Source organism: Streptomyces sp. NPDC047117 (assembly GCF_040643545.1).
Classification (GTDB): domain Bacteria; phylum Actinomycetota; class Actinomycetes; order Streptomycetales; family Streptomycetaceae; genus Streptomyces.
Genome location: NZ_JBEYUN010000011.1, coordinates 59,908 through 86,320, shown reverse-complemented (window position 1 = coordinate 86,320; position 26,413 = coordinate 59,908). Strand labels below are relative to the sequence as shown.

The window sequence follows — 26,413 nt, the reverse complement described above, 5'->3', positions numbered from 1 at the left end:
TCGCCACTACTCCTCCAGTTCGCCGCTGCCGCTGGAGAACTGGGCCAGGCGGAAGATCACGAATTCCGCCGGCTTGACGGGCGCGATGCCGATCTCGCAGATGACCCGGCCGAGGTCGACCGACTCCTGCGGGTTGGTCTCGGCGTCACACTTGACGTAGAAGGCCTCCTCCGGCCGGGAGCCGAAGAGGGCGCCCTCGCGCCACTCCGTGACGAGGAAGGCGGAGACGTTGCGCCGGATCCGCGCCCACAGCTGCTGGTCGTTCGGCTCGAACACCACCCACTGGGTGCCGATCAGGATCGACTCCTCCAGGTAGTTGAAGTACCGGCGGATGTTCAGGTAGCGCCAGGCCGGGTCCGAGGCGAGGGTGCGGGCGCCCCAGACGCGGATGCCGCGGCCGGGGAAGGCACGGATGCAGTTGACGCCGATCGGGTTGAGCAGGTCCTGCTCACCGCGGGTGATCTGCATCTCCAGGTCGACGGCGCCGCGGACGATCTCGTTGGCGGGCGCCTTGTGCACGCCGCGCTCGGAGTCGTTGCGCGCCCAGATGCCGGAGATGTGACCGCTCGGCGGGACGACCTTCGACTCGCCGGTGGCGGGGTCGAAGACCTTGATCCAGGGGTAGTAGAGCGCCGCGTACTTGGAGTCGTAACCGGCGGTCTCCTGGCGCCAGACGCGGATACCGCGGGCGTTCAGGCCGGGCGGCGGGTCGATGACCGCGACGCGGTCGCCCATCAGCTCGCAGTGCGCGATCAGGCCGAGCTGGACGGCCTTGACGGCCTCCAGGTCGATCGCGCCGCGCTGGTAGGCGGCCATCAGGTCGGGCACGGCCACCATCGAGATCTCGTCGACCGCTTCCAGGCCACCGAAGCCGGTGCGGTCGGCGGAGTCGCCGAGGTACTGGGCGGGGCCGGGGTGACCGGTGGTCGCGGCGGCGGGCGCCGGAGCCGCGGCGGGCGCGGGGGCCGGCGCGGGCAGGGCCACGGTCTGGTTCTCGGGCCGGGCCAGCTGCGCGGCGGGCGCCGCCTCCTGCACGGAGATCAGCTTGGAGCGGTCCTTGACCTGCGTGACGACGTAGTTGCGGCCGCCCTTCTTGGCGGTGACGTCGAAGGTCTCGGCGGCCTTGCCACCGTCCTTGACGACCAGCCGGAAGCGTTCGGCCGGCCCCTCGCCCTCGGCGTCGGTGACCTCGACGGAGAGGCCGTCGCCGCTGCCGGGCGCAAGGGCCATGACCTTGAACGTGCCGAGCTGCTGCGGCTCGCCGGACGGCAGCGCCGCCGGGGCAGCGCCCTGCTCGACCGCGGCGGGCGCCTGGCCGTTGTCGCCGCCCGGGGCGCCACCGACGCGCACGATGTAGGCGGCGGAGCCACCGTTGTTGAAGAAGCCGTAGACCGAGTGCGCGAGGTAGTACCCGTCGGTGAACTCACCGAACTCCGCGACGTACTGGGTCCAGTTGGTGACCAGGGTCGGCTGGTTCAGTGGTCCGCTCGGCGCGAGTCCGACGAAGGCGGCGACGGAGGTGCCCACCCCCTCGATCGGGCGCGAGCCGCCGGCCACCTCCTCGACGTAGACGCCCGGCGACAGGTACGACGACATGCTTTGGCTCTCCTCGGGGTACTGGACACAGGATCCGGAATTCACCCTCCGGGACCAGCAGAGGGAGAGGAAACGTCCTTCGGTACCTAACTGAGGGCACCACGTGTGCCCGAGCGGGCAGCCGCACACCTCCCCGCGGTGCGCCGTCGGCCCCTTCCCGGCGCACCGGGGCGCCCTACGGCTGGGCCAACGGGGCAGTCGGTCGCGCGCGTTCGGGCATCAGACGTGCCCTGTGGCCACATGACCTCACACACGCCCCTGCCGTAGCGTCGCGGGCGTGAGCATCTGGACCTCCCTCGAACCTTCGTCCGCCACCGTGGATCCCGGCAGCACCGCATCCGTACGGCTGAGACTCCGCAACACCGGAGATGTCGTCGATGAGTACCGGTTCGTGCCGGTCGGTGACATCGCGCCGTACACGACGGTGGAGCCCGCATCGGTACGGCTGTACCCGGGGACGACGGGGACGGTGGAGCTGACGTTCGCGCCGCCGCGCACCCCCGACGCCACGGCCGGCCCGCATCCCTTCGGCGTCCAGGTCGTCCCCACCGAACACCCGGAAGCCACCACCGTCATCGAGGGCAACATCACGGTCACGCCCTTCACTGAGGTGCGGGCCGAGCTGGTCCCGCACACCGTCAAGGGCCGCTTCCGTGGCCGCCCGAAGCTGGCCGTGGACAACCTCGGCAACACCAAGCTCACCGCGTCGATCGCGGGCGCCGACCGCAGCGACGAGCTGTCGTACGACATCCGGCCGGCCAATGTGCAGGTCGAGCCGGGCCGTGCCGCCTTCGTGGACGCCATACTCAAGCCCCGCCAGATCACCTGGGCGGGGACCAAGCAGCAGCGGCCCTTCAGCCTGGCGGTGCGGCGCTCGGGCAGCGAGCCGGTGTCGGTCGACGGCACGTACGTACAGCGCAGTGTTTTTCCGTACTGGATGATGACGGTGCTGGGCCTGCTGCTCGCGCTCACCATCACGGGCCTCATCCTGTGGTTCGCCTATCAGCCGAACGTCAACAGCCTCGCCCAGGAGAAGCCGACGGACGACGCGGCCGTCACGCTCCCGAAGCAGCCACCCGCCCAGCCCACCCAGGATCCCCAGCCGGAGAAGACGCAGGAGCAGCCCCAGACGCCGGAGAAGCCGGCCGACGACAAGCCGGCCGGCAACGGCGGCGGGGGCGGGGGCGACCGGCCCGACGACGGCATGCCGGTGAACCGCACCAAGATCCTCATCAAGAACTGGACGAACGGGACCTGCGCCGATCTCCCCACGTTCGAGGCCAAGGACGGGGGCCCGGTGCACCAGTCGGGGTGCAACAACAGCCCGGACGACAACCAGCTGTGGACCCTGGACAAGAAGTTCGACAACGGCGGGCCGAACGGCGCGGCGCTCTTCGTCATCCGCAATGAGAAGGACAACCTCTGCATGGACCTGCCCGGCAAGGGCGGGGCCCCGGCCGCGGCGCGGGTGGACGAGTGGCGGTGCGACGGCTCCAAGGACGACAACCAGCTGTGGTGGGTGGAGAAGCGGACGGAGAACCGCTGGTGGATCCATAACTTCGCCAGCGGCAACATGTGCCTGGACTCGCAGGACAAGGACAACGAGGACCGCAACCTCAGCATCTGGCACTGCCAGACGGAGGACAAGAACAACCACCAGTGGCTCTTCACGCCCCACTAGTCGGCCCTGCGCCCGGTACCCGCGGCTACGCGTGGTGCCGGGCGTGGTGCTGTGCGATCTCATCACTCGTCGTCAGCCACACTCCGGGGTGCCCGGCGACGTACTCGAGCGCCTGGTCCAGGTACTTGCTCCGGAACGGCTGCCCGATCACGAACGGGTGCAGGGCCAGCGCCATCACCCGGCCGCTGTCCGCGGAATCCTCGTACAGCTGGTCCAGCTGGTCCTTCACGATCTGCACGAAGTCCGGGCCGCTGAGGCTCTTCCCGACGAACAGGCTGATGTCGTTCAGCTCGACGGAGTACGGCACGCTCAGCATCCCCGGCACGTTCAGCCGGTACGGCTGGTCGTCGTTGGTCCAGTCGAGCACGTAACCGAGGCCCAGCTCAGCGAGAAGCTCCGGGGTCCGGAAGGTCTCGGTGAGGGCCGGCCCCATCCAGCCGCGCGGCCGCCGTCCGGTGGCCCTCTCGATGGTGGTCACCACCTCGGTGAGGTAGGCGCGCTCCTCCTCCACGCCCATGTCGGCCTGGAAGACGGAGTTGTTCTTCCCGTGCGCGAGCCAGGCCCACTCCCGGTCCAGACCGGCCCGGACGATCTGCGGATAGCGGTCGACCACGTCGGAGTTGAGCAGCACACTGGCCCGCAGCCCGTGCCGATCCAGGCTCTCCAGCACTCGCCAGAACCCCACCCGCGGACCGTAGTCGCGCCAGCCGTAGTTCAACGGATCCGGCGCCAGCCCGGCCGTGCCCGCGAAGATACTCGTCGACGGGCGGTCCACCTGGTAGTGCTCGATGTTCAGCCCCACGTAGAAGGCGACCCGGGCGCCTCCCGGCCAGTGGATCGGCTCCCGTTCGACGATCGGACTGTAGTCGTACAGCTGGTTGTCCATCGGTTCTTCCCTTCGCTCCGTGGCGTCCGGTGATCCGTGGCTATGCTCAGACCTTCACATTGATGTGAAGGTCAATGCGGGCACATGTGAGGTGGGGCACATGCGGATCGGCGAGCTGTCGGAGCGAACGGGCACGCCACGCCGGCTGCTGCGTTACTACGAGGAGCAGGGGCTGATCGTCGCAAGCCGCTGCGCCAACGGCTACCGCGCGTACGACGAGCGCTACGTGGACCGCGTCCTGCAGATCAGGGGCCTGCTGGACGCCGGTCTGCCCACCCGGATCATCAAGCAGGTCCTCCCCTGCCTGGACAAGCCGCGGAACATCCACTTCTCCGACGCCACACCGGAGATGCTCGCCACGCTGGAGCAGGAGAAGGACCGCATGACCGACCGCATCAGATGCCTGACACGCAACCGGGACGCACTGGCCGAGTACCTCGACGCGGTGCGGGGCGGTGGCGCGGACTAACGCACCGCCACCAGGACGTGGTCCGTGCTGCACTGCCAGACGGTGTCCGCGTCGCGGAAGCCCGCCTCGCGGAGCAGGGCGAGGTGGTGGGGCAGGGTGAGGCCGTTGTGGGGACTGTGGGGTGGGCGGTGCCGGCTGCGGCGGGCGGCGAGGAGGTCCGCCAGGTCCGGGTCGCGGGCCGCCGCCGCCCACCACGACTCCCAGTCCTCGTGGGACGGCGTGCCCAGCCGTTCGGCCCGGCGGCGCCCCACGTGCTGGGCGATGCGGGCCGTGGTGCCGTGGTCCGGGCTGACCGTGTCGCTGTTGACGAGGACGCCGCCGGGCCGCAGCAGCGTGGCGAGGTCCTCGTACGTGCGTCGCAGCGCCTCCTCGGGGAGACAGTGCAGCGCGGTGGTGGAGACGGCGGCGTCCAGCGGCCCGGAGAGTGCCAGCGCCGCGGTCCAGCCCGGTTCTCCGATGGCCGCGCGGACGAACCGGGCGGCGTCCGCGTGGTGCGTGCGGCCCAGTTCCAGCAGCAGCGGGTCGCTGTCCACGGCCACGATGCCGGCGTGCGGCAGCCGCCGGGCCAGCCGGGCGGCCAGCGATCCCGGGCCGCAGCCGAGGTCGGCGACGAGCGGCCGGGCGCGCCCGGCGAGTACGTGCTCGACCACGTCGGCGACCACCGTGAACCGCTCCTCGCGGTCGATCGCGTACCGCTGCTGCTGGCGCTCCCAGCGCTCCACCCACCGCTCGGCCGTCGCCGTGCCCAGTCCCATCGGGGCCGCGCCACCTTCACCGTCTCGCACCGTCTTCCGGACCAGCCCGAAGATACAGGTGAAAATGGTTCCCCTTGGCGCAATTCACTGGAGCGTCGTCAGGACGGCGAGCAGCCGGTCGACCTCCTCCGGGGTGTTGTAGACGTGCAGGCTCACCCGTACCGCGTGCTCGCGCTCGCCCGCGCTGCCCTGGCAGAGCCCGTCGGAGCGGACCATGAAGCCGTGGCTGAAGAGGACGAAGCCCAGGTCGCCGGAGTCCACGGCACGGTGCCGGAAGGTGACGATGCCCTGGCGCCGCTGGACGTCGGAGTCCGCGGCCAGGCTGCGCCGGCAGCCCAGCACGTCGTACGCGGGCAGCCGGCGCAGCCCGTCGGTCAGCCGGGCCGCCAGGGCGAGGGTCCAGCGCTCGACCCGGTCCTGGCCCGCCGCGTCGAGCCAGTCCAGTGCCGCCCGCAGGCTCACGGCGCCGGTGGTGTCGGGGCTGCCGTCCCAGCCGCCGGGTGCGAAGCGGGGGCCGCGCGCGTTGCGGGCCCAGAGGGCTCCCGAACCGGGCAGGGCCAGGGCCTTGTGGCCGGAGAAGGCCAGGAAGTCCACGTCCAGTTCGGCGAGGGAGACGGGGAGGTGGCCGACGCTCTGCGCGGCGTCCAGACAGATCACCGCGTCCGGGCCGACGGCCCGGCGGATCCGGTGCACGTTCATGTTGCCGCCGTAGACGTGGTGAACGTGGGTGGCCGCGACGAACCGGGTGCGCGGGGTGACCGATCGGGCCAGCGCCTCGGGGTCGTAGTCGCCGGATTCCGGCTGGTAGGGCATCGGCCGGACATGGATGCGGATGCCCTGCCGGGCCAGCAGGTCGCGGGCCTCCAGCCAGGGCGTGATGTTGGCCCGGTGGTCGGCGAACGGGACGACGATCTCGTCCTGGTCGGCGAGGAACCCGGTGAGCCAGTCGCGGGCGACGGTGCGCAGCGCTTCGGTGGTGCCGCCGGTCAGGTGCACGCCGGAGCGGTCCGGGTCCGGGTCGGCAAGGAAGCGCTTGATTCGGCCCCGGGTCTCGCGCATGAGCGCGGTCGTGCGATTGGCCCAGGTGTAGGTCCCCCGCCCGGCGTTGGCGTTGCTGGTGGTGAGGTAGGTGTGGACGGCGTCCAGGACGGCTTGCGGCTTCTGCGCGGTGGCCGCGCTGTCCAGGTAGGCCAGTTCCGGGTGTCCGGTGACGATGGGGAACTGGGCTCGGAGCGCGGCCTGCCACTCCCCCAGCTCGTCCAGGGCCGCAGTGGCCGGAGTGCCGGCGGTCACGGCGGCCTCACTCCCGTACGAGCGGGGCACCCGCGTCGCGCCAGGCGATGATGCCGCCGGTCAGGCTGCGGACGTCGGGGTGGCCCATGCGGGTCAGCAGCGCGGCGTACCGGGCCGACTGCTCACCCACCGGGCAGGCGAGCAGGACGGCGCGCCGCTTGCTGAACGGCAGCCCGCCGTGGAGGAGTTCGGCGAAGAGCTCGTCGACGATGTTCACCGAGCCCTCGATGTGCAGCGCGGCGTACGAGAAGGGGCTGCGCAGGTCGATGACGAGGGGGTCCTCCCGGTCGATCCAGCGCTCGGCGGCCGCCGCGTCGATGCCGGTGGCGGCCGCGGTTTCGGCGTCGGTGAGGGTGGCGAGCGAGTTGCGGTGGGCCGGCCGGCCCAGCAGGTCGGGCCGCCGGTGGCGTACGTAGCTCAGGTAGCTCTCGATGCGGTCGCAGACGATGAAGACCGCGGTCCGGCGCTCCGTCAGCTCCGCGTCGAGGGTACGGAGGTGGCGTACGGCTCCGGCGTAGGCGGCGCCGCCGGTCGGTCCGGCCGGCATCGCGCACCGCCGGGCCAGCGTCACCATGCCCTCGATGGCCTCGTCCGCGGTGACGGTCGCGATCGTGTCGTACACGTCCGGGTCGAAGAGGCCGACGCTCTGCACCTCGTCGATGGTGCGGATGCCGGGGATGAAGTCGGCCTTGTGCGCGACCAGGCCGAGGACGTGGACGCCGGGGTCGTACGCGCGCAGCACGCGGGCGACGCCGGTGGAGGAGCCGGCGGTGCCCACGCACGCCACGAAGTGGTCCGGGGCCCGGCCGTCCAGGTCGGCGACGATCTCCGGGCCGGTGCCCGTCGCGTGCGCCTCGGTGTTGCGGGCGTTGTAGTACTGGTCGGTGTAGACGTAGCCGTCGGGCGAGCCGGTGAGCTCCTGGTGGAAGCGGGTGAGCGGGTCGTCCGTACTGGAGGGGTCCAGGCACTCCGTCTGCCCCGGCAGCTCCTCGACCTCGGCGCCGAGCAACAGCAGCAGGTCCCGCATCTCCGGGACCCTGATCCGGTTGGTGACGGTCTTGAACGGCACGCCGTGCAGCCCCGCGAGCAGCGACAGGGCCTTGGCGGTGTTGCCGCTCGACAGCTCGACGACCGTGCGGTGGCCGTCCGCCGCCGCCGTCAGACCGGGCCGGACCATGTGCCAGGCGGCCCGGTCCTTGACCGAGCCGAAGGGATTCAGCATCTCCAGCTTGGCGTACAGGTCGATGTGGCGCAGGCCGTGCACGACCGGGTCCACACGGACCAGCGGAGTGTCGCCGATGGCGTCGGTGATGCTGTCGAGTCTCATGCGCCTCCTCCTGCGTGCCCGCCCGGCCGGGCGGCGGTGTGGTGCGGTGCGTCCTGGGCGACCGGCCAGTACTCCTCGTCGAGGCACCAACGCCAGGGAGCCTCGCCGAGCCCGTCCCGACGGTCGTTTTCCTCGCGGCCGTCCCCGTCGCCCGGCTCGCCCTCGTCGTCCTGCCAGGCCGCGACCTTGCGGGCCACGGGCTGGCGTTGTGCCTCGCCGGCCCGGAAGTCCATGCAGTACCCGGCGGTGTTCGCGAAGGCCAGCAGGTCGCCGGGGTGCGGCAGGCGCGGCAGGAAGACCGTCCGCCGCGTGATCATGTCGGCCTCCAGGCACAGGTTGCCGGCGAGCAGGACCCCGACCGGTCCGTCGGCGGCCGGCGCCCGCCCGTCCTCCGCCGGTACGAGCACCGGGTCCATCAGCACGCCGTGTTCCTCCAGTGCCACGTCGTCGGCGTTGGCCGCGAGCCGTACCAGCCGCTCGCCGTTCTCCGTACGCCGCACCTCCAGGACCCGCGCCAGGGTGACTCCGCACTGGTCGGCGAGGGCGCGCCCCGGTTCGGTGTACAGGTCGTACAGCCCCTCCAGGAGGAGCGTGGCGAGCGGCCGGCCCAGGGTGGGCGCCGGCCGGGACAGCAGCGCGTCGAGGTACTGCTCGGCGGCGACGGGGCGGTGTGCCGGGTAGAGGGCGAGGGAGCCGCGCAGCGTCCCCGCCTCGTGCCGCAGGCCGTAGCCGTGCCGGCGCCAGGTCAGGGCCGGGCGCTGTCCCATGACCGCCCGGGTCAGCTCCGTCGTGTACCGCTCCCACTGCTCGCCGTCGGCGAGGTAGCTGACCCCGAAGCCGCCTCCGATGTCGATGATCCGGGGGTCCAGCCCGCGGCTGCGGCACTCGTCCATCGCCCGTACGCACCCTTCGAGGGCCACGGCCTTCTCGTCGAGGCTGGTGGTGTCGAGGTGGTACCCGACGCCGACCGGACGCAGCTCGACCGGGTACCGCTCCAGCGTGGCCAGCACGTCGCCCAGTTCACCGGCCGGTGTGCCGAACCGGCTGGGGCGGGTGAGGAGCCGGCTGCCCTCGGAGGCGAACCCGGAGAGCCGGAGCAGCACTCTGGCGGGCGGGAGGGCGTACCGCCGTACCAGAGCGGCGAGTTCGTCCAGTTCCGCGCGCCCGTCGACGTGCACGAGGACGCCGGTGCGGGCCGCGAGCCAGAGGAACTCCGGGTTCTTCGGGCCGGTGGCCATGATCCGGCCCGGAGCGAAGCCGGCGCCGAGGGCGTGCCGCAGTTCGCCGAGCGAGGCGACGTCGAGTCCGGCGTCGGTGGCGGCGAGGCGTCGTACGAGGGCGCTGGAGCGGTTGGCCTTGTGGGCGAAGAAGATCTGGCCGCTCAGCCGGTGGGTGCGGTAGACGGAGCGGAAGCGGCTGAGGTTGTCGGCGATCCCGTCCGGGAGCACCACGTTGAGCGGCGAGCCGAGCCCGGCGACGAGGGTGTGCAGGAACCGGCCGGACGCCAGCAGCGACACGAGCCGGGGCGTCAGCCGTGGCTCCAGGTACAAGGGGACGCCCATCCCAGGCTCCTCCTGATGCGGACCGCAGTGCGGCTGCCCCCTTCGGCGGCGCCGGGCCGCAGGCGGCGACCGAGACAGTTTCCGCGAATCCCATTTCCCGGCCGCTGTCGCGCTACGCCCGATGCCGCGCCGGGCCGGGCGCACGACTACGGCGTCCACACCGCGCGGGCCACCGCCCGGTACGCGGCCGGCGCCGACCCCCGCCCTGGATGCGCCGCGCCGCCCGTCCTCCGTCCCAGCGCCGCGGTCCGCCGGAACGGTCGCCACCGACTCATGCGCGACGTGGACACGGCGGCGGCATCCGGCGTACCGCCCCTACCGCCGTCCGCCGACGGCCACTCCCCCGCCCCGGGCATGCGCGGCCGGGCCGCGGCGCCACACGCTCCAGGGCCGGACGTCAGCGGTAAAATGGGACGACTGATCTAGCATTCGGACGGATTGCGTGCATTTCCCGTCAGGCACGCAACGGTCATTTCACAGCGCGGCAGATCAGGAGGAAGTCATGACGACGGCCACGCACACCACCCACAAGGGCCACACCCATGAGCACGGCGCGGGCTGCGGGCATGTCGCCGTCCCGCACGGCGACCACGTCGACTACGTGCACGACGGCTGTCTGCACCGCACCCACCAGGACCACGTCGACGAGTGCGAGCCCACCGGGCACACCGAGCACCAGGGCCACACCCACCAGCACGGCGCGGGCTGCGGCCACGTCGCGGTCCCGCACGGCGACCACACGGACTACATCCACGACGGCCACCGGCACGCCCCGCACGACGGCCACTGGGACGACCACTGACCTACGCCCCCGGCCCATGAGCCGGGGGCGGGTGGTGCCGGTGGCCGGTCAGGTGAGCGTCAGGGTGACCTTCTCCTTCGCGGTGGAGGCGGTGCCGACGTAAAGGTCGAAGGTGCCCGGCTCCAGGACGAAGCGGCCTCGGGTGTCGTTGGTCCAGAAGCCGAGGTCCGCGGCGCCGAGGCGGAAGCGCACCGTGGTCTGCCCGCCCGGTTCGAGGGTCACCCGGCGGAAGCCGCGGAGCCTGCGGACCGGCTGGGTGAGCGAGGCGGCCTTGTCGTGGACGTACAGCTGCACGACCTCGTCACCGGCCCGCTTCCCGGTGTTGCGTACGGAGACCGAGACCTCCAGCGTGTCGCCCTTGTCCAGGGCCTGCGCGGCGACGCGCGGGCGGCTGAGCTTCGGCGCGCCGAGGGTGAACTCGGTGTAGCTGAGCCCGTGGCCGAAGGCGAACTGCGGCCCTTCGGGGAGGTCCAGGTACTTGGACGTGTACTTGTTGTCCGGGTCGTACGGGCGCCCCGTGGACTCGTGGTTGTAGTGGATCGGGATCTGGCCGACCGTACGGGGGAAGGAGACCGGGAGCTTTCCGCCGGGGTTCACGGTGCCGAAGAGGACGTCAGCGACGGCGTGCCCGGCCTCGGTACCCGGGTGCCAGGCCTCCAGTACGGCGGGGGCCTTGTCCAGCCAGCCGCCCATGGTCAGCGGGCGGCCGTTGACGAGTACCACCACGAACGGCTTACCGGTGGCGGCGACCGCCTCGACCAGCTTCTCCTGCGCGCCCGGCAGCGAGATGTCGCTGCGCGCCGCGGCCTCGCCGCTGATCGACGGGGGCTCGCCGACGACCACCACCGTCACGTCGGCGGCCTTGGCGGCGGCCACCGCCGCGGGGATGCCGGAGGTGTCCTCGCCCGCGGCGTCCACCCCCTTGGCGTACGTGACCTTCGCCTTCGGCGCGGCCTTCTTGACCGCGTCCACCACCTTCACCGCGGGGAACTTCTCCTGAGAGGCCGGGATCACCCAGGTACCGAGGAGGTCTCCGGAGTCGCCGAACGGGCCGACCACCGCGATGGAGGAGGCCTTCGCGGACAGCGGCAGCACCGACTTCTCGTTCTTGAGCAGCACCATGGAGCGGGCCGCCGCCGCGCGGGCCGCCTTGCGGGCGGCGGCCGACGGCTCGGTGATCTCGTCCTTCTCCTCGACGTAGGGGTGGTCGAAGAGGCCCAGCCGGAACTTGAGCTGGAGCACCCGGTACACCGCGTCGTCCAGCCGGCTTTCCTTGATCTTCCCGGCGCGCAGCAGCTTCTTGCCGTTGTCGACGAAGTGCGTGCTGGTCATCTCCATGTCGACGCCGGCGTTCAGGGACAGCCGCGCGGCATCCGCGCCGTCCTCGGCGAAGCCGTGCGGGATGAGTTCCTGAATGCCGGTGAAGTCGCTGACCACCAGGCCGTCGAAGCCCCACTCCTCCTTCAGGATCTCGGTGAGGGTGTGAGTGTTGCCGTGCGCGGGGACGCCGCTGATGGTGTTGAACGACGCCATCACGGTCACCGCGCCGGCATCCAGCGCGGCCTTGAAGGGCGGCAGGTAGAGGTTGCGCAGCCGGGACTCGGAGACGTCGACCGTGTTGTAGTCGCGGCCGCCCTCCGCGCCGCCGTACGCGACGAAGTGCTTGGCGCAGGCGGCCAGCCGGTCCTTGTCCTTGAGGCCCTTGACGTCCTTGCCCTGGTACCCGCGCACCTTGGCGGCGGCGAACACCGAGGTGAGGTACGGGTCCTCGCCGTTGCCCTCCGCGATGCGGCCCCAGCGCGGCTCGTGGGTGACGTCCATCATGGGCGCGAACGTCCAGTGCACGCCGCTGGAGCGGGCCTCCTTGCCGGACACCTCGGCGTCCGACGCGGTGACCTCGGGGTCGAAGCTCGCCGCCTGGGCGAGCGGGATCGGGAAGTTGGTCCACATGCCGTGGATCACGTCCAGGCCGAAGACCAGCGGGATGCCGAGCCGGGACTCCTCGACGGCGATCTTCTGCAGGGCGTTGGTGGTCTTCGCGCCGAAGATGCTGAAGACGGAGCCGAGCATGCCCTTGCGTGCGGCGTCCTCGACCGCCTTGGTCTCGCCGCCGCCGGGGCCGGTGTCCCAGGTCCACGGCAGCTGCTGGAGCTGGCCGAACTTCTCGTCGACCGTCATCCGGCCCAGCAGTTCCCGGATCTTCCGGTCGTACGGCCCGGCCGCCCGGGGGCCGTCCGCCGCAGCGCCCTGTGCCGCGTCCGCCGCCGCGGCCGTTCCTCCGGCGGCCGGGGCGGCGGCCTGCGCGCTCCCCGCCCCGAGCAGCCCGCCGGCAACGGCCGTACCACCGGCCGCACTCAGAAGCGTGCGTCGTCGCATCCCCTGCATGGGTTCACCTCTTCGGCAACGGACAGGCCTCATCGCCCGCCCTGAATTCAGAAGGTGAATGGACGTTAAAATCTTGTGACGAGCGGGTCAAGAGGTGCGACGGAAGCGGTCGCGGCGTGTCAGAGGTTGAACAGAAGCGGGCCCTCGGCGGCCGCACGGAAGAACCGCGCCGGATCGCAGCCGAGGCGAACGCACTTTCGCAGGCCAAAAGATAGCTCCGCTCCTCCGCATGGGCGGTCCCACCGTGTGCCGTCAGAGCCGTGTGCATGACACCCCGTGGGTGGTCATGGGTCAGCCCGAGAGTGGCCGGTATGGGTTCACTCGGCGGGAGGCATTGGGAGGCCAGGCGTTTCAGGACGGGCACCAGGAGGACAGCTACTCCCCACATGCCTTTACACGAAGGGGAGTTGCGTCATGTTACGTCGCCTGCGCGGCATGCTGGTGGCCCTGGGAGTTCTTCTGGGTGTGCTCGGTCCAGTCTCCGTGGCCGGAGCGCGGCCCGCGTCTGCCGCGGCGCCGGTCGACATCAGCTGCCCCGTGGGCAGCCAGGTCGGCACCTACAGCCCGGGCCTTGAGTACCAGCCGCAGAATGTCGCCTTCCGGACGAGCGGCAACGTGTCCGGTTGTGTGGACCTCAGCGGCAGCGGTATCTCTGGCGCGTCCTTCTCAACCTTTGGCCAGGGGACGGCGAGCTGCCTGGCGGGCAGCGTGTCCAACACGACGACATATCGCTGGAGCAACGGGCAGACCAGCACCGTCAGGGGCACAGGCGCGGTCAACGCCAAACCCAATGGTGTCACGGTCCTGGTACTGACGGGCACGGTGGAATCCGGGCTGTTCACCGGGGCGACGGTCGTCCAGACGAAGGTTCTGCTCAACTCCGACCTGCTCGCGTGCGCGACCCCTGAAGGGCTGACCTCTGTCGGGGGCCCGACCAACCTGACCGTGGCCCTGTAGCGGACCGAGTACTCCCCCGCACGGAAGATGGGGCAACTGGCGGGACATGGCACCGAGGTTCTCAGGACCGTCGTGCCCCTGCGTGTCGGTCTCGTAGCCGCGGGCGGTGATGTCCACGGCGAACGGCGCTGCCATGGCGGGCTTGGGAACCCGTCGACTGCCTGCGCCGGCCGCGCTCCCGCTTCCGGTGCCCGGCCGGGGTGGCCGGGCACCGTGCGAGGCTGCAGCGGGGCTCCCTACTCGTCCGAGAGTTTGATGTTCGGCACGCGCCAGGCCGCGATGACGAAGGCCAGCAGGGTCACCGCGGCGCCGGTCAGGAAGACCGTGCGCATGGCGGCGACGTAGCCATCCAGGAAGGGCGCGGCCAGGCGCGGGTCGAGGGTGTGGAGGAAGGCGGAGTCCTCCAGGTTCAGGCCGCCGTGCGGGCGCAGTACTCCGCTCAGGGCCCGCGCGTTCTCGGGCTCCGCCGCCAGCCGGCGCAACGAGGGGTCGTGGAACGCCGTGTCGAGCCGTTCGCCGATGCGCGAGCCGGCCAGGGAGAAGAGGATCGAGAGGAAGGCGGCGGCGCCGACCGTGCCGCCGTTGGAGCGGAAGAAGTTCACCGAGGCGGTCGCCGCGCCCATGTCCGTGCGCGGCACCTCGGACTGGGCCAGCGTCGTCATGGTCTGCATCGCCGCGCCCAGCCCCGCGCCCATGAAGAGCATGCCGATGGCGACGTACCAGAGCGGACTGTCGGCCCGCAGCGTGGCGTAGACGAGCATGGCGGCGGTGAAGCAGCCGACGCCGGTCACCAGGTGCACCTTCAGGCGTCCGGTGCGGGAGATCAGCCGGCCGACGGTGAGGGTGACCGCGACGTTGGCGACCGTGGTGGGCAGCATCGCGAGCCCCGCCGCCATCGGGCTCATGCCCTGGGCCAGCTGGAGGTACAGCGGCAGCGTCGTCATCGCCCCGAACATGCCGATGCCGACGATGAAGTGCAGGAGCGTGCCGAGCCGGAAACTGCGGACCCGGAAGAGGCGGAGCGGCAGCAGCGCCGCCTCGCCCATGCGCCGTTCGATGAGCACGAAGGCGACGAGTCCGGCCACGCCGGTCGCGTACAGGACGAGCGCCGGCGGCGAGGCCCAGCCCCAGCCGCGGCCCTGTTCGGCGACGACGAGCAGCGGTACGACGCCGACGGCCAGGGTGAGGGCGCCGCCGTAGTCCAGGCGGTGCCGTACGGGCTGGTGCGGCACCCGGCGCAGTACGCGCATGATGACGGTCAGGGCCAGCGCTGCCAGCGGCACGTTGACCAGGAAGATCCAGCGCCAGCCGGTGATGCCGAGCACGCTGCCGGCGCCGGCGAAGACGCCGCCGACGACGGGCCCGACGATGCTGGCCCCGGCGAAGACCGCCATGAACCAGCCCTGGTAGCGGCCCCGTTCGCGCGGCGAGGTGATGTCGGCGATCACGGTCATGGCGAGCGACATGAGTCCGCCGCCGCCCAGCCCTTGGACCGCGCGGAACACCGCGAGCTGGTGGATGGACGCGGCGCATCCGCACAGCAGCGACCCGACGGCGAAGAGCACGATCGCGACGAGGTAGACCGGCCGCCGGCCGTGGATGTCGGACAGCTTGCCGTACAGCGGGGTGGCGATGGTGCCGGTGACGAGGTACGCGGTGGTCACCCACGCCTGGGCGGTCAGTCCGTGCAGGTCATCGGCGATGGTGCGGAGCGCTGAGGAGACCACGGTCTGGTCCAGCGCGCCGAGGAACATCCCGAGCATCAGGCCGGACAGGACGATGACGACCTCGCGGTGCGACAGCCGCGCGGGCGGCCCGGCCTGCTCGGCCGGTCCGCCCGCGGGCTGCGACTCCCCCTTGCGGAGCGCGTCGGAAGAGGTCACGCGTGGTCCCCGACGAGCCTCTCCAGGTCGGCCACCGCGTGCTCGACCGCCGGCAGGGTCAGCATCCGCAGTCGCGCCCGGCGGGCGGTGGCGGCGGCGCCGGCGTCGGCCAGCACCGCGCGGCAGACGGCCGCGATGCCGTCCGGGGTGCGGTCGGTGATCTCCCGGCCGAGCCCCAGTTCCTCGACGCGCTGCGCGTTGGGGCCCTGGTCGCCGAACTGCGGCAGCACCGCCAGCGGCGTACCGGTACGCATCGCCTCACGGATGCTGTTGAAGCCGCCGTGGGTGAGGAACAGGTCGACGGACTCCAGCAGCAGCGGCTGCGGCAGCCGCTCGGTGAGGCGGACGTGCGAGGGCAGCTCGGTGGTGTCCACCGGTACGCCCCCGGTGGCGACGACGACGGTGCACTCCGACAGTTTCGCCGCCGCCTCGATGATGCTCTGCAGCGTCTTGACCGGGTCGGGGAACTCGAACGGCATCTCCGGGGGCTGCTGCTCGCCCTGCTCCTTGCGCTGCTGGATCATGGGCAGCGCCGTACCGATGGCGGCCCACACCAGCGGCCGGTCGGTGGGCAGTTCGGCGACCCACTCCGGCAGTACCGAGTCGCGTTCCACCTGCACCGTCTGGCGGTACGACAGCGAGCCGGGCAGGTGGCGGGCGAAGGAGAAGTCCGCCGGCACGTAGTCGACGCGCCCGTGCGGGACGACCGAGAGCGGGTCCTGCTGCGCGGGCAGCCCGAACTCCGCGCGCAGGGCGGTGAGACCGGGGTGGATCTCCTCCGGGTCCAGCATGTTGCTGGACCCGGAGGGGGTGGGCAGCTGGGGTATGCCCAGTTCCTCGGCGATGAGGACGGAGCCGAGGTCCATGCCGTCGCGCAGGATGAGGTGGGGGCGGAAGTCGCGCGCCAGGGGGAGCATGATTTCCCGCAGCTTCCTGGCCATCGGTCCCGAGAGCAGCCGGACCATGAAGCGCATCATGGCCGCCTGCTGCTGCTCCGGGTCGGGCTCCCCCGCCCCGGCGCCGGGCGCGTCGTCGCCCAGGGCGAACTCCTCGTCCATGAACAGCTGCGGCGTGAAGGACGGCATACAGGTCACGACGGTGAGGTCGTCGTGGGCGAAGAGCGGCGCGACCTCCTCGGTGGTCGCCACCCTTACCTCGTGTCCGGCGGCCGCGAGGGCCCGCAGCAGCGGAAGCTGGGCGCGTCCGTGTGAGGGACTGCCGATGGTGGTGCACAGGACTCGCATGAAGATAAGACCTTTCCGGTCGGTCTGTGGTGGGGTTGCCGGGCAGGCGCGCGGGGCGGAGGTCAGCCCGCCAGCGTGTACGGGCTGCCGATGCTCTGCCGGACGAGCCCGGCGCGGTCCAGCCGGTCGTGGTCGAGGAAGTTGCGGAAGTCGTGGACGAGCCGGCCGTCGAGGCGGGCGGCGACCGCGTCCCAGTCGAGTTCGAGGAACTCCGGCCATTCGGTGAGCACGAGGCAGGCCGCGGCACCGTCGGCCGCCTTCAGCGGGTCGTCGGTGAGGGTGAGCAGGTCGCTGAGGTCGGGCCGGGTCTCGCACAGCGCCGGGTCGTAGGCGTACAGCTCGGCGCCGCGCTCGCGCAGTTGCCGCGCGATGGCCAGTGCGGGCGAGTCGCGCAGGTCGGAGGTGCCGGCCTTGAACGCCAGGCCGTACAGGGCCAGCCGTACGCCGTCGAGCGAACCGTCGCCCGCGCCGGACTGCGCCGCGACGCGCTCCACGAGGCGGCGCTGGTGCTCGACGTTGGTCTCGATGGTGGCGCGCAGCAGCGGGAAGTCGATGCCGGCGGCCTCGCAGACGGAGAGCAGCGCGTGGGTGTCCTTGGGCAGGCAGGAGCCGCCCCAGCCGGGTCCCGGCTGGAGGAAGGCCGCGCCGATCCGCGGGTCGTGGCCGATGCCCGCGGTCACGTCGCCGATGTCGGCGCCGAAGCGCTCGCAGAGCGTCGCCAGGTTGTTGGCGAAGGAGAGCTTCATGGCGAGGAAGAAGTTGGCCGCGTACTTGGTGAGTTCGGCGCTGGCGGCGTCGGTGACCACCAGCGGGGCCGCGAGGTCGGCGTACAGCTCAGCCACCCGCCGCGCGGCCTCGGCGTGCGCGCTCCCGACCACGATGCGGTCCGGGTGCAGGAAGTCGTGCACGGCGCGTCCCTCGCGGAGGAACTCCGGGTTGCTGACCACGGCCACGTCCGGCCGGGCGAGCAGCGCGGCGACCCGCTCGGAGGTGCCGACCGGCACCGTCGACTTGTTGACGACGACCGCGCGGTGCGGCAGTTCGGTACGGATCTCCGCCGCGACTGCCTCGACGGCGGCCAGGTCGGCGGCGCCGCCCGCACCCATCGGCGTCGGCAGGCAGAGGAACACCACATCGGCGTCGCGCACCGCGGCGGGGGTGTCCCCGACGAAGGCGAGACGGTCCGATTTCAGCCCGTCCTGGACGAGTTCCGGCAGACCCGGCTCCAAGATGTCGACCTCCGCCCGCCGGAGCCGTTCGACCTTCCCCGGGTCGGCGTCCGCGCACACCACCCGGTGCCCGTGCGAGGCCAGACAGGCCCCGGTGGTCAGCCCCACATATCCGGTCCCGATGACCGCGACACGCCTCTCACTCACTGATAATCACCTTTTCGAATGATCGTCGGCGGTTCGACCTTACGACACACAGGCCCGCAGCGGTCAACGATTGATGACAACGAACGATGACTTCCGGACACGGGCCGGAACCTGGACCATGTGCTCCTGAACGACGAGCCGAAGAAGGTACGAACACGTGGACGGATCGACAGCGAAGGCAACGGACGAGACCGGCGGGCGGCCCGCGCGAACGCGCAAGAACTGCGCCACCGCCACCCGCGGTGCCCTGCTGGAAGCAGCGGCGCTGCGCTTCGGGAGGTACGGCTACGACGGCGCCAGCATCCGGGACATCGCCAAGGACGCCGGGGTGGACGCGGCCCTGGTGTACCGCTATTTCGGCTCCAAGGAAGCCCTGTTCGCCGCGGTCTCCATCGACACCGCGATATTCGACCCGCTGCTGCGGGTGCCGCTCGACGAGGTCGCGGCCTGGGTGTGCGACTTCGTCACCAACGGGCCGACGGACGAGGAGGTGCCGCACCCGGTGCTGTCGGTGCTCCGCTCCTCCAGCCGCGGAGAGGCGGTGGAGCAGTTCCGCGAGGGGGTGGCCGAGGTCTTCTCCCGCAACTTCGCCGAGCGCCTGGAGGGGCCGGACGCCGCGCTCCGCGCCGAACTGCTCGCCGCCTGGCTCCTCGGCACGAGCCTGATGCGCAAGGCCTTCCGCACCCCCGCCCTGGACTCCGCTTCGGAAGCCTCGCTCCACACCCACCTCCGCGCCGGCCTCGCCCGGCTGCTCCAACCGGAGCGGGGCGACTGCGGATGCGAGTGCTCCTGCCCCTGCGGGATCTGAGCCCGCACTCCCCCTCCCCACCACCACACGGGTCACGGCCGACACCAACGGCCGTGGCCCGTCGGCGTTTTCCGGCGCCTTCCGGCCCTCTCGCCGCGGCTCCGGCTCCCTTCCCCCACCTCGATAGTTCTGATAGGAATATTTCTATTAGAACTACTTCGGAGACACTCGATGAGGAGGAGCCCGTCGTGAAGTTCTCGATGATCTTCGAGGCCCAGATGGCCGACCCGTCCCCCGCGAACGAGCGCCAGGTGATCCAGGACTGCGTCGAACAAGCCGTGTACGCCGAGGAGATGGGCTTTGACCGGATCTGGGCGGTCGAACACCACTCCCTGACGCAGTACGCGCACATGAGCGCGTCCGAGGTCTTCCTCTCCTGGGTGGCGGCGAAGACCTCCCGCATCCGGATCGGCCACGGCGTGGTCACCATGCCGTTCGGCTACCAGCACCCCATACGGGTGGCCGAACGCTCCGCCATGCTCGACGTCCTCTCCGGCGGCCGCGTCGACATCGGCTCCGGACGCGGCGCCACCAAGCAGGAGATGTCCATGTACGGCGTGCGGCCGGAGGACACCTATCCGCAGATGGAGGAGGCGCTGCGCATCGTCAGCAACGCCTGGCGCGAGGAGGCCTTCGAGTGGCACGGGTCGCTCGACATCGGCCCCGGCGCGGTGCTGCCCCGCCCCGTACAGTCCCCGCACCCACCGCTGTTCATGGCGTGCAGCAAGCACGACACGCTCAAGCTCGCCGCCGAACTGGGCATCGGCGCGTTGGTGCTGGGCTTCGCGGGCGCCGACGACATCCGCGAGATGCGCAAGGTCTACGACGAGGCCATCGCAGTACGGGGCACCGAGCGCTTCGTCTCCACCGAGGTCAACAACCACTTCTCGGCGCTCTGCCCGACGATCGTCCTGGACGACGCCGAGGCGGCCTACCGCATCGGCACTCGGGGGCAGCGCTTCTTCGCCGAGTCCATCGCTCACTGGTACGGCAACGGCCCGAAGCCCACCGTGGTCTACGAGGACGACGAGGACCACGCCGCGGCGATGTCCCGCCGCCGGGACGAGCTGGTCGCCAAGCTGCACGAGGCCGACATCCCCGCGCGGCCCGCCGACACCGGCACGTACAACGCCGAGCACGCCTACGGCACCGCCGAGACGGCGATCGACTACGTCGAACAGCTGCGCAGGATCGGCGTCGACGAGGTGATGTGCCTGATCCAGATGGGCACCGTGCCGCAGGAGGCGTGCATGGAGACCATCCGCCAGTGGGGTGAGAAGGTCATCCCGCACTTCCGCGCCCTCGAAGCGGCGGCGGGCTGATGTCCGCGCGGCTGGCGGGCCGGACCGTCCTCGTCACGGGAGCGGGCCGCGGTCAGGGCGCCGCCGAGGCGCGGCTGTTCGCGGAGCACGGCGCGCGCGTCGTGCTCACGGACATCACGGAGGAGGCGGGCCGGGAGACCGCCGCGCAGCTCGGGGACCAGGGGCTGTTCGTCCCGCACGACGTGACCGACGCGGCCGGCTGGCAGCGGGTCGTCACGGCAGCGCTGGACGCCTTCGGGCGGATCGACGCGCTCGTGAACAACGCGGCCCTGTGGCGCACCGCGCCGATCGAGGAGGAGACCGAGGCAAATCTCCAACGGCTCCTCCAGGTCAATCTGGTCGGCCCGTTCCTCGGCATCCAGGCCGTGGTGCCGGCGATGCGCGCGACCGGCGACGGCGGCTCGATCGTCAACATCTCCTCCACCGCGGGCCTGGTCGGCATCCAGGGCCATGCCTCGTACGGGGCGACCAAGTTCGGGCTGCGCGGGCTCAGCAAGTCCGCCGCGCTCGACCTGGCCCGGCACCGCATCCGGGTCAACTCGGTGCACCCGGGCATGGTGGACACCCCGATGGTCGCCGGCGCGCTCGGCGCGGACGCCGGCGAACGGGAGTGGCCGAACGTGCCGCTGCGCCGCATGGGCCGCCCGGAGGAGGTGGCGGAGCTGGTGCTGTACCTGGTGTCGGACGCCTCGGCGTACGTGACGGGCGCCGAGTTCGCCGTCGACGGCGGGCTCACCGCCCAGTAAGCGGCACACGAAGAAGCCCGCCGGCGGCGACCGGCGGGCTTCTTCGTGCGTCGTACGGCTTCGTACGCCATACGGTGCACTCAGCGCGAACCCATCGCCTCCGCGATGTCGTTGACCGCGATCCAGCTGAACGTCATCGCGGGCCCGATGGTCGCGCCCGGCCCCGGATAGGTCTCCCCCATCACCGCCGCCGAGGCATTGCCGGACGCGTACAGGCCCTCGATGACCGAGCCGTCGGCGCGCAGCACGCGGGCCGACGCGTCGGTGACCGGGCCGCCCTTGGTGCCGATGTCCCCGGGGTGGACGGGAATCGCGTAGAACGGGGCCTTTTCGAGCGGGGCCAGGTTGGGGTTGGGCAGGGTCGGATCGCCGTAGTAACGGTCGTACACGCTCGCGCCACGCCGGAAGTCGGCGTCGTGGCCCGCGCGGGCGAAGCCGTTGAAGCGGTCGAGGGTGGCCCGCAGCCGCTCGGCGGGGAGACCGGTCTGCGCGGCGAGTTCCGCCACCGTGCCGGCCTTCTTCACGAAGCCGCTCGCGAGCCACTTCTTGGGGAACGGCTGTCCCGGCAGCAGGCCCATGATGACGTAGCGGGCCTTGGAGGTGGCGTCGAGGATCAGCCAGGACGGCACGGTGGAGGCGCCCGGCCGGTGGTGCGCGTACATGGCGTCCACGAACTCGTGGTACGGCGCGGCCTCGTTGGCGTACCGCTCGCCCGCCTGGTCCACGATCACCATGCCGGGGATGCCGCGGTCCGCGACCAGGAAGAACGGCTTCTCGCCCGGCGCCACCACGGACGGCGCGCCCCACACCTTGTCCATCAGGTCGGTCGCCGCACCCACCGCGACGGCCGCTTCGATCGCGTCCCCGGTCTGCTCCTCGGCCGCCGCCGACCACTCCGGGGAGGTCGGCGCCGGAAGGTACTTCTCGCGCAGCCGGGTGCTGTGCGAGAAGCCGCCGGAGGCCAGGACGACACCGCCGGCGGCCCGTACGGTGACCTCGCCCCGGCCGCGGTCGAGACGTACGCCCGTCACCCGGCCGTCCTCGGTCACCAGGGAGGTGAGCGGCGCGGAGAGCCACAGGTCCGCGCCGAGCCGGTCGAGCGAGTGACGCATGCGGGCGACCAGCGCCTCCCCGAGCGCGACCGGCTTGCGGCCCGTGGCCCGGTCCCGCAACGCCTGGAGGCCCACCTTCAGCGAGGTCCGCCGGCCCGCCCAGGTGCGGGCCGCCATGTTCAGGAAGCGGAAGTCGTAGGAGGTGATGGTGAGGCCGTAGGTGGGCAGCCCGGCGCGCCGCAGGGTACGGAGCTGTTCCGAATTCAGCCGCTTGAGGTCGAAGACCTCCGGTTCGACGGAGCGGCCCTGCGGGGCGCCGCCGAGCCGCTCCGGGTAGTAGTCGCTGTAGCCGGGGGTGTACCGGAACCGGACCGCGGTGCGGTCGTGGAACTCGCGCAGCATCGCCGGGCCGTACTCCAGGTACGCCTCCTTGCGCTCGGCGGGCACCCGGTCCCCGACGGTCGCGTCGAGGTACGCGCGCGCCTTCTCCCGCGTGTCGCCGAGTCCCGCGGCGTCCAGATGGAAGTTGCCCGGTATCCAGACGGCCCCGCCGGACAGTGCCGTGGAGCCGCCGTACCGGTCGGTCTTCTCGGCCACGAGCACGGTGAGGCCGCGCAGCCGGGCGGTGAGCGCCGCGGCCAGGCCCGCGGCACCGGACCCGATCACCACCACGTCGTAGGTGTGGTCCCAGGAAACGGAAGCATGACTCGTCATCAGAATGCCCCCACGGCGTAGCGGCTGCGGAAGTACAGGAGCGGCCGGCCGTCCTCCCGGGCGTCGAGCGCCAGGACGCGCGCGGTGACCAGGTGATGGTCGCCCGCCTCGTACACGGCCTCCAGCTCGCACTCCACGAAGGCGAGCGCGCCGTCGATGCGTACGGTGCCGTGCTCGCCGGTGCTCCAGGGCACTCCGGCGAACTTGTCCGGGCCGCTGCGGCCGAACGCCGCGCAGGTCTCGCGCTGGTGCTCGGCGAGGATGTTGACGCAGAACCGGCCGGTCCGCTCGATCAGCGGCCAGCTGGTGGACGCCCTGCCCACCGCCAGCATGACCAGCGGCGGGTCGAGGGAGAGCGAGGCGAAGGACTGGCAGGCGAAGCCCGCGGGCCGCCCGTCGGCGCCGAGCCCCGCCACGATCGTGATCCCGGTCGCGAAGCGCCCCAGGACGTCCCGGAAGCCGGCCGCGTCCACGGCACGCTCACTCAGCCGTTCCATCGGTGTCCCCAGAAGCTGTCGGCGGTGATCTCCTTGGCCACCCAGGTGGCCGGGTCCACGACCAGGCCGTCCCAGCCGTACTCGACCTGGAAGCCGCCGGGCGCCTGGGCGTAGAAGGAGACCATCCGGTCGTTGGTGTGGCGGCCGAGGGTGGAGGCGATGGGGATGTCGGCGGCGTGCATGCGGTCCAGGCCGCGGCCCACGTCGTCCAGGGTCTCCAGCTCCACCATGAAGTGCACGATGCCCGGGGGCAGCGCGCCGGGGTACAGGCCCAGGCTGTGGTGGCGGCGGTTGGGGCTCAGGAAGTGCATCCAGTGGAAGTCCCGCTGCTCGGCGGCGGTCGGTACGCCCTCCGGCGGCAGCCGCATCGAGTCGCGCAGCTGGAAGCCGAGCAGGTTCTCGTAGAAGTCCAGCGCCGCCTCGATGTCCGGTACCGGCAGGACGACGTGGCCCAGGCCGAGGTCGCCGGTGACGAAGCGGTTGCCGTACGGGGTGCCGAGCGGGGTGTGATCCTGCGCCTGCCCCCAGAAGATCTCCAGGGGGTTGCCGCAGGGGTCGGCACACTGGACGAGTCCCTGGACGCGTCGCTCGGCGAGCAGCGCGTCGTCGGCGTGCTTGACGGCGACGCCGGCCGCCTCCAGCTCCCGCGCCGCCTCCGCGAGCGCGGCGGCGTTGGCGACCTCCCAGCCGGCCGCCTGCAGCCGGTCGGTGGTGGAGCGGACGACGGCGATGCGGTGGGCGCGGTCGTCCATCCGCAGGTAGAGCGTGTCGTCGTCGGTGCCGGTGGCCGCCACCATGCCGAGGAGGTCCAGCGCGTAGGTGCGCCACTCCTCGAACCGGGTGGTCTCCACCCGCAGATAGCCCAGGGCACGGATATCCATGGGGAACACCTCTCTGTCGGTGAAGCGGTCAGTGCGAGAAGCCGCTGTTCATTGAGAAAAGAAGGCGGCGGCGAGCCGGTTGAACTCGTCCGCCTGCTCGGCCTGCGCCCAGTGGCCGCAGTGCGGGAAGACGTGCAGCCGGGCGTCGGGGATGGTCTTGAGGGCCACCAGCGCGCCGTCGAGCGGGTTGGTGCGGTCCTCGCGGCCCCAGGTGAGGAGGACGGGCTGAGTGATGCGGTGGGCCTCGCGCCACAGCATCCAGTCCTGCGCCCAGGCAGGGTTGGCGAAGGCGGCGGCCATCCGGGCGTTGCCGAGCTTCGTCTCGGGATCGGTGGCCGAGGCCCAGCGCTCCTCGACCAGCTCGTCGGTGACGATGGACTGGTCGTACGCCATCACGCTCAGGAAGGCGCGCAGTTGCTCCTTGGTCGGCTCGGGTGCCGACTGGAACTCGAAGAGCCGCTTGATGCCTTCGGTCGGGTCCGGCGCGAAGAGGTTGAGGGAGATCCCTCCCGGGCCCATCAGCAGCAGCTTGCCGACCTTGTCCGGGTGGTTCAGCGCCATCCGGACGGAGGTGCCGCCGCCGAGCGAGTTGCCGATGAAGTGCGCCTGCTCGATACCCAGTTCATCCATCAGGGCGGCAACGGCGCCCGCACTGTAGCTGAAGTAGTCCCGGTCGAGCTCGGGCTTGGCGGACCGCCCAAAGCAGGGCTGGTCGACCAGAAGAGTACGGAAGGTACGGGCGAACACCGGCAGATTCGCCCCGAAGTTGCTCCAGCCGGAGGCCCCGGGACCACCGCCGTGCAGCATGATCACGACCGGTGCGTCCGGGCGGTCGGCCGGCCCCGCCTCGTGGTAGTGCAGCGCGATCCCGGCCGCCTTGGCCGTCCGCGACGTCGACTCGTACGTGAGCTGCGCGGTCATCCGGTCCCCCATCAGAGCATCGTGTCCTGGATCTCGATGCCGAGCGCCGCCTGCCCGAAGAGGACCAGCGCCCGCTCGGGGTCGTTGGCGGCGTGCCCCCGGCCGGTGTGGACATCGCGCCAGGCGCGCTGCACGGGGCTCGGGCCGTTGCGCATCGCACTGCCGCCGGCGTTCTCCACCAGCAGGTCCACCGCCGACACGGCCCGTTCGGTGGCCATCACCTGGTCGCGGCGGACGCGGGCGCGCAGCTCCGGCGTCGGGTCCTCGCCCCGCTCGGCGCACTCGTACAGCTCGCTCATGTTGCGGCGCAGCTGGAGCCAGGCGGCGTCGATGTCGCCGGCCGCGCGGGCGATCCGGACCTGCGCGAAGGGGTCCTCGGCGACCTTCTGCCCGTAGGAGACCCGGATGCGCTCCCGGGTGACCGCCGCGTACGCCTCGTACGCCCCCTCGGCGATGCCGACGAGCGGAGTGGAGATCGCGGTGGTGAAGACGGAGGCGTACGGCAGCCGGAACAGCGGCTCGGGGTTCAGTGCCTGGCCCGGTGTGCGCAGCGCACTGACCGGGCCGAAGCTGAGCGCCCGGTGCTCGGGCACGAAGGCGTCCTCGATGACGATGTCGTTGCTGCCGGTGCCGCGCAGGCCCACGGTGTCCCAGACCCGGTCGACGGTGTACTGGGTGCGCGGCACGAGGAAGGTCCGCATGTCGACGGGCGTGCCGTCCTCGCCGAGGATCAGTCCGCCGAGCAGTGCCCAGTCGGCGTGGTCGCAGCCGGAGGAGAAGTGCCAGCGGCCGGAGATCCGGAAGCCGCCGTCGGCCACGGTGACCTTGCCGGTGGGGGCGTAGGAGGACGCGATGCGGGTGCCGCGGCCGACGCCCCAGACCTCTTCCTGGGCCCTGGGGTCGTACAGGCCGACGTGCCAGGGGTGGACACCGAGTACGGAGGCGACCCATCCGGTGGAGCCGCACGCCTTGGCGATCTCCTTGACCGCCTCGTAGAAGAGCGCCGGGTTCGCCGCGTGGCCGCCGTACGCCCGGGGCTGGAGCAGCCGGAAGAAGCCGGTCTCCTCCAGTTCCTTGATCGAGGCGTCGGGCACCCGGCAGAGCTGCTCGGCCTCGGGGGCGCGCTCCCGGAGCACAGGGGCGAGTTCCCGGACGGCGGCGAGGACCGCGTGCGCGCTCATGGCGTCTTCGCTCATGGCGTCCCCTCTCAGGTCGTGTCTCAGGCCGTGAATACGGCCGTGTGATGCGGAGGTGTG

Annotated in this window: 22 protein-coding genes; 7 read left to right on the top strand and 15 right to left on the bottom strand. The window is 71.5% G+C overall.

Translation table 11 applies throughout. From position 1 onward, the window contains the following. Positions 1 to 6: 6 nt before the first annotated feature. Positions 7 to 1,596 carry a phage tail sheath subtilisin-like domain-containing protein gene (locus ABZ840_RS22150; RefSeq protein ID WP_361561801.1) on the bottom strand — a complete coding sequence of 530 codons (1,590 nt, stop codon included), beginning with the start codon at positions 1,594 to 1,596 and terminating at the stop codon, positions 7 to 9. Between the two features lie 277 nt (positions 1,597 to 1,873). On the opposite strand from ABZ840_RS22150, the gene ABZ840_RS22145 reads away from it, so the two are divergent. Beyond that, entirely contained in the window at positions 1,874 to 3,277 is a 1,404-nt protein-coding gene (locus tag ABZ840_RS22145) for an RICIN domain-containing protein (protein WP_361561800.1), read from the top strand. A 25-nt stretch (positions 3,278 to 3,302) separates the two neighbouring features. Here ABZ840_RS22145 and ABZ840_RS22140 read toward each other — a convergent pair whose 3' ends face one another. Then, a complete protein-coding gene (locus ABZ840_RS22140; protein ID WP_361561799.1) occupies positions 3,303 to 4,163 on the bottom strand; it encodes a polysaccharide deacetylase family protein in 861 nt (286 codons plus the stop codon). A 100-nt stretch (positions 4,164 to 4,263) separates the two neighbouring features. On the opposite strand from ABZ840_RS22140, the gene ABZ840_RS22135 reads away from it, so the two are divergent. Continuing rightward, a complete protein-coding gene (locus ABZ840_RS22135) occupies positions 4,264 to 4,632 on the top strand; it encodes a MerR family transcriptional regulator (RefSeq protein ID WP_361561798.1) in 369 nt (122 codons plus the stop codon). Here the strand turns inward: ABZ840_RS22135 and ABZ840_RS22130 are convergent. The 4 genes from ABZ840_RS22130 to ABZ840_RS22115 all read right to left on the bottom strand — a co-directional run bounded on the left by ABZ840_RS22130 (position 4,629) and on the right by ABZ840_RS22115 (position 9,569). Then, positions 4,629 to 5,387, bottom strand: coding sequence for a class I SAM-dependent methyltransferase (locus ABZ840_RS22130; protein ID WP_361561797.1), 759 nt, complete (start codon positions 5,385 to 5,387; stop codon positions 4,629 to 4,631). The genes ABZ840_RS22135 and ABZ840_RS22130 overlap by 4 nt on opposite strands. 84 nt (positions 5,388 to 5,471) lie before the next feature. Beyond that, the gene (locus ABZ840_RS22125) at positions 5,472 to 6,680 is read right to left on the bottom strand and encodes an aminotransferase class V-fold PLP-dependent enzyme (RefSeq protein ID WP_361561796.1); all 1,209 of its coding nucleotides are present in this window, start codon (positions 6,678 to 6,680) and stop codon (positions 5,472 to 5,474) included. Positions 6,681 to 6,687: 7 nt separating this feature from the next. Further along, positions 6,688 to 8,007 carry a pyridoxal-phosphate dependent enzyme gene (locus tag ABZ840_RS22120; protein ID WP_361561795.1) on the bottom strand — a complete coding sequence of 440 codons (1,320 nt, stop codon included), beginning with the start codon at positions 8,005 to 8,007 and terminating at the stop codon, positions 6,688 to 6,690. Continuing rightward, complete coding sequence (locus ABZ840_RS22115; RefSeq protein WP_361561794.1) at positions 8,004 to 9,569, bottom strand: Y4yA family PLP-dependent enzyme; 1,566 nt, start codon at positions 9,567 to 9,569, stop codon at positions 8,004 to 8,006. Before ABZ840_RS22115 ends, ABZ840_RS22120 begins: the two co-directional genes overlap by 4 nt. A gap of 502 nt (positions 9,570 to 10,071) precedes the next feature. On the opposite strand from ABZ840_RS22115, the gene ABZ840_RS22110 reads away from it, so the two are divergent. Next, positions 10,072 to 10,371 (top strand): hypothetical protein, encoded by a 300-nt coding sequence (locus tag ABZ840_RS22110; RefSeq protein WP_361561793.1) that lies wholly within the window; start codon positions 10,072 to 10,074, stop codon positions 10,369 to 10,371. Between the two features lie 48 nt (positions 10,372 to 10,419). On the opposite strand, the gene ABZ840_RS22105 is transcribed toward ABZ840_RS22110, so the two are convergent. After that, positions 10,420 to 12,756 carry a glycoside hydrolase family 3 N-terminal domain-containing protein gene (locus ABZ840_RS22105; RefSeq protein ID WP_361561792.1) on the bottom strand — a complete coding sequence of 779 codons (2,337 nt, stop codon included), beginning with the start codon at positions 12,754 to 12,756 and terminating at the stop codon, positions 10,420 to 10,422. Positions 12,757 to 13,170: 414 nt separating this feature from the next. Here ABZ840_RS22105 and ABZ840_RS22100 point away from each other — a divergent pair, with 414 nt between their 5' ends. After that, positions 13,171 to 13,713 carry a hypothetical protein gene (locus ABZ840_RS22100; protein WP_361561791.1) on the top strand — a complete coding sequence of 181 codons (543 nt, stop codon included), beginning with the start codon at positions 13,171 to 13,173 and terminating at the stop codon, positions 13,711 to 13,713. A gap of 236 nt (positions 13,714 to 13,949) precedes the next feature. On the opposite strand, the gene ABZ840_RS22095 is transcribed toward ABZ840_RS22100, so the two are convergent. The 3 genes from ABZ840_RS22095 to ABZ840_RS22085 form a co-directional block, all read right to left on the bottom strand. Continuing rightward, positions 13,950 to 15,596 (bottom strand): MDR family MFS transporter, encoded by a 1,647-nt coding sequence (locus tag ABZ840_RS22095; RefSeq protein ID WP_361561790.1) that lies wholly within the window; start codon positions 15,594 to 15,596, stop codon positions 13,950 to 13,952. Continuing rightward, positions 15,593 to 16,840: a glycosyltransferase gene (locus ABZ840_RS22090; RefSeq protein ID WP_361561789.1), complete on the bottom strand. Its 1,248-nt coding sequence runs from the start codon at positions 16,838 to 16,840 to the stop codon at positions 15,593 to 15,595. The genes ABZ840_RS22095 and ABZ840_RS22090 overlap by 4 nt, the downstream gene beginning before the upstream one ends. A 62-nt stretch (positions 16,841 to 16,902) precedes the next feature. Continuing rightward, a complete protein-coding gene (locus ABZ840_RS22085; RefSeq protein WP_361561788.1) occupies positions 16,903 to 18,216 on the bottom strand; it encodes a UDP-glucose/GDP-mannose dehydrogenase family protein in 1,314 nt (437 codons plus the stop codon). Between the two features lie 157 nt (positions 18,217 to 18,373). On the opposite strand from ABZ840_RS22085, the gene ABZ840_RS22080 reads away from it, so the two are divergent. The 3 genes from ABZ840_RS22080 (at position 18,374) to ABZ840_RS22070 (ending at position 21,092) form a co-directional block, all read left to right on the top strand. Continuing rightward, the gene (locus ABZ840_RS22080) at positions 18,374 to 19,024 is read left to right on the top strand and encodes a TetR/AcrR family transcriptional regulator (protein ID WP_361561787.1); all 651 of its coding nucleotides are present in this window, start codon (positions 18,374 to 18,376) and stop codon (positions 19,022 to 19,024) included. A 188-nt stretch (positions 19,025 to 19,212) separates the two neighbouring features. Continuing rightward, positions 19,213 to 20,346 carry an LLM class flavin-dependent oxidoreductase gene (locus tag ABZ840_RS22075; protein ID WP_361561786.1) on the top strand — a complete coding sequence of 378 codons (1,134 nt, stop codon included), beginning with the start codon at positions 19,213 to 19,215 and terminating at the stop codon, positions 20,344 to 20,346. After that, on the top strand, positions 20,346 to 21,092 hold the full coding sequence (locus ABZ840_RS22070; RefSeq protein ID WP_361561785.1) for a glucose 1-dehydrogenase: 747 nt from the start codon (positions 20,346 to 20,348) through the stop codon (positions 21,090 to 21,092). The genes ABZ840_RS22075 and ABZ840_RS22070 overlap by 1 nt, the downstream gene beginning before the upstream one ends. 80 nt (positions 21,093 to 21,172) lie before the next feature. Here the strand turns inward: ABZ840_RS22070 and ABZ840_RS22065 are convergent, their stop codons facing one another. The 5 genes from ABZ840_RS22065 to hsaA are packed head-to-tail and all read right to left on the bottom strand — an operon-like array spanning position 21,173 to position 26,353. Continuing rightward, complete coding sequence (locus tag ABZ840_RS22065; RefSeq protein WP_361561784.1) at positions 21,173 to 22,858, bottom strand: FAD-dependent oxidoreductase; 1,686 nt, start codon at positions 22,856 to 22,858, stop codon at positions 21,173 to 21,175. Further along, on the bottom strand, positions 22,858 to 23,355 hold the full coding sequence (locus tag ABZ840_RS22060; RefSeq protein ID WP_361561783.1) for a flavin reductase family protein: 498 nt from the start codon (positions 23,353 to 23,355) through the stop codon (positions 22,858 to 22,860). Before ABZ840_RS22060 ends, ABZ840_RS22065 begins: the two co-directional genes overlap by 1 nt. Further along, the gene (locus tag ABZ840_RS22055) at positions 23,343 to 24,236 is read right to left on the bottom strand and encodes a VOC family protein (protein ID WP_361561782.1); all 894 of its coding nucleotides are present in this window, start codon (positions 24,234 to 24,236) and stop codon (positions 23,343 to 23,345) included. The genes ABZ840_RS22060 and ABZ840_RS22055 overlap by 13 nt, the downstream gene beginning before the upstream one ends. 48 nt (positions 24,237 to 24,284) lie before the next feature. Then, positions 24,285 to 25,169, bottom strand: a complete 885-nt coding sequence (gene hsaD, locus ABZ840_RS22050; protein ID WP_361561781.1) for a 4,5:9,10-diseco-3-hydroxy-5,9,17-trioxoandrosta-1(10),2-diene-4-oate hydrolase — start codon at positions 25,167 to 25,169, stop codon at positions 24,285 to 24,287. Then, positions 25,169 to 26,353: a 3-hydroxy-9,10-secoandrosta-1,3,5(10)-triene-9,17-dione monooxygenase oxygenase subunit gene (hsaA, locus tag ABZ840_RS22045; protein WP_361561780.1), complete on the bottom strand. Its 1,185-nt coding sequence runs from the start codon at positions 26,351 to 26,353 to the stop codon at positions 25,169 to 25,171. The genes hsaD and hsaA overlap by 1 nt, the downstream gene beginning before the upstream one ends. Positions 26,354 to 26,413: the final 60 nt, after the last annotated feature.